Consider the following 1,359-nt stretch of genomic DNA (forward strand, 5'->3'; position numbering starts at 1 on the left):
GTGGTGAGTTTGGCGCCGAGGGCGTCGAGGTGTAGTCGGGCGACTTTCTCGTCGAGGTGTTTGGGTAGCACGTGCACGCCGGTGGGGTACTGGTCGGTCTTGGTGTACAGCTCGATCTGGGCGATCGTCTGGTTGGCGAACGAGTTGGACATGACGAAGCTGGGGTGGCCGGTGGCGTTGCCCAGGTTCAGCAGGCGGCCTTCGGAGAGCACGATGATCGCGTGGCCGTCGTCGAAGCGCCAGAGGTCGACCTGCGGCTTGATGTTCTCCCGGGTGACGTCGGGGCGTTTGGCCAGGCCGGCCATGTCGATCTCGTTGTCGAAGTGGCCGATGTTGCCGACGATGGCCTGGTGCTTCATCCGGGCCATGTGCTCGTTGGTGATGACGTCGTAGCAGCCGGTGGCGGTGATGAAGATGTCGGCGGTGGCGACCACGTCGTCGAGGGTGGCGACCTGGTAGCCGTCCATCGCCGCCTGGAGTGCGCAGATCGGGTCGACCTCGGTCACCACGACCCGGGCGCCCTGGCCGCGCAGCGACTCGGCGCAGCCCTTACCCACGTCGCCGTAGCCGAACACGACGGCCATCTTGCCGCCGATGAGGGTGTCGGTGGCGCGGTTGATGCCGTCGATCAGGGAGTGGCGGCAGCCGTACTTGTTGTCGAACTTGCTCTTGGTCACCGAGTCGTTGACGTTGATCGCCGGGAACAGCAGCGTGCCGGCGCGGTGCATCTCGTAGAGCCGGTGCACACCGGTGGTGGTCTCCTCGGTGACACCCTTGATGCCGGCGGCGATCCGCGTCCACCGCTGGCCACTCGCGGAAAGCGAGCGGTGCAGCAGCCCGAGGACGACCGCGTACTCCTCGGAGTCGGCGGACTCGACCGGCGGCACCGCGCCGGCCTTCTCGAACTCGGCACCCTTGTGGACGAGCAGCGTGGCGTCGCCACCGTCGTCCAGGATCATGTTCGGGCCGTCCCCGTCGGGCCAGTCGAGCACCTGCTCGGTGCACCACCAGTACTCCTCGAGGGTCTCACCCTTCCACGCGTACACCGGAACACCCGACGGGGCCTCGACGGTGCCCTCCGGGCCGACCACCACCGCGGCAGCGGCGTGGTCCTGGGTGGAGAAGATGTTGCACGACGCCCACCGGACCTGCGCACCGAGCGCCACCAAGGTCTCGATCAGCACGGCCGTCTGGATCGTCATGTGCAACGACCCAGTGACCCGCGCCCCCGCCAGGGGCCGCGCGTCGGCGAACTCACGCCGGATCGCCATCAGACCCGGCATCTCATGCTCGGCCAGACGGATCTCCTTACGCCCGAACTCCGCGAGCGACAGATCCGCCACCTTGAAGTCGCCCTCG

Annotated in this window: 1 protein-coding gene; it reads right to left on the reverse strand. The window is 67.5% G+C overall.

Annotated elements, in window-relative coordinates; translation table 11 throughout:
- Window positions 1-1,359: adenosylhomocysteinase (ahcY, locus tag KBX00_RS28940; protein WP_210831229.1), on the reverse strand; the 1,359-nt coding region annotated here is incomplete at both ends.

Source organism: Micromonospora sp. C95, assembly GCF_018070465.1.
Classification (GTDB): Bacteria; Actinomycetota; Actinomycetes; order Mycobacteriales; family Micromonosporaceae; genus Micromonospora.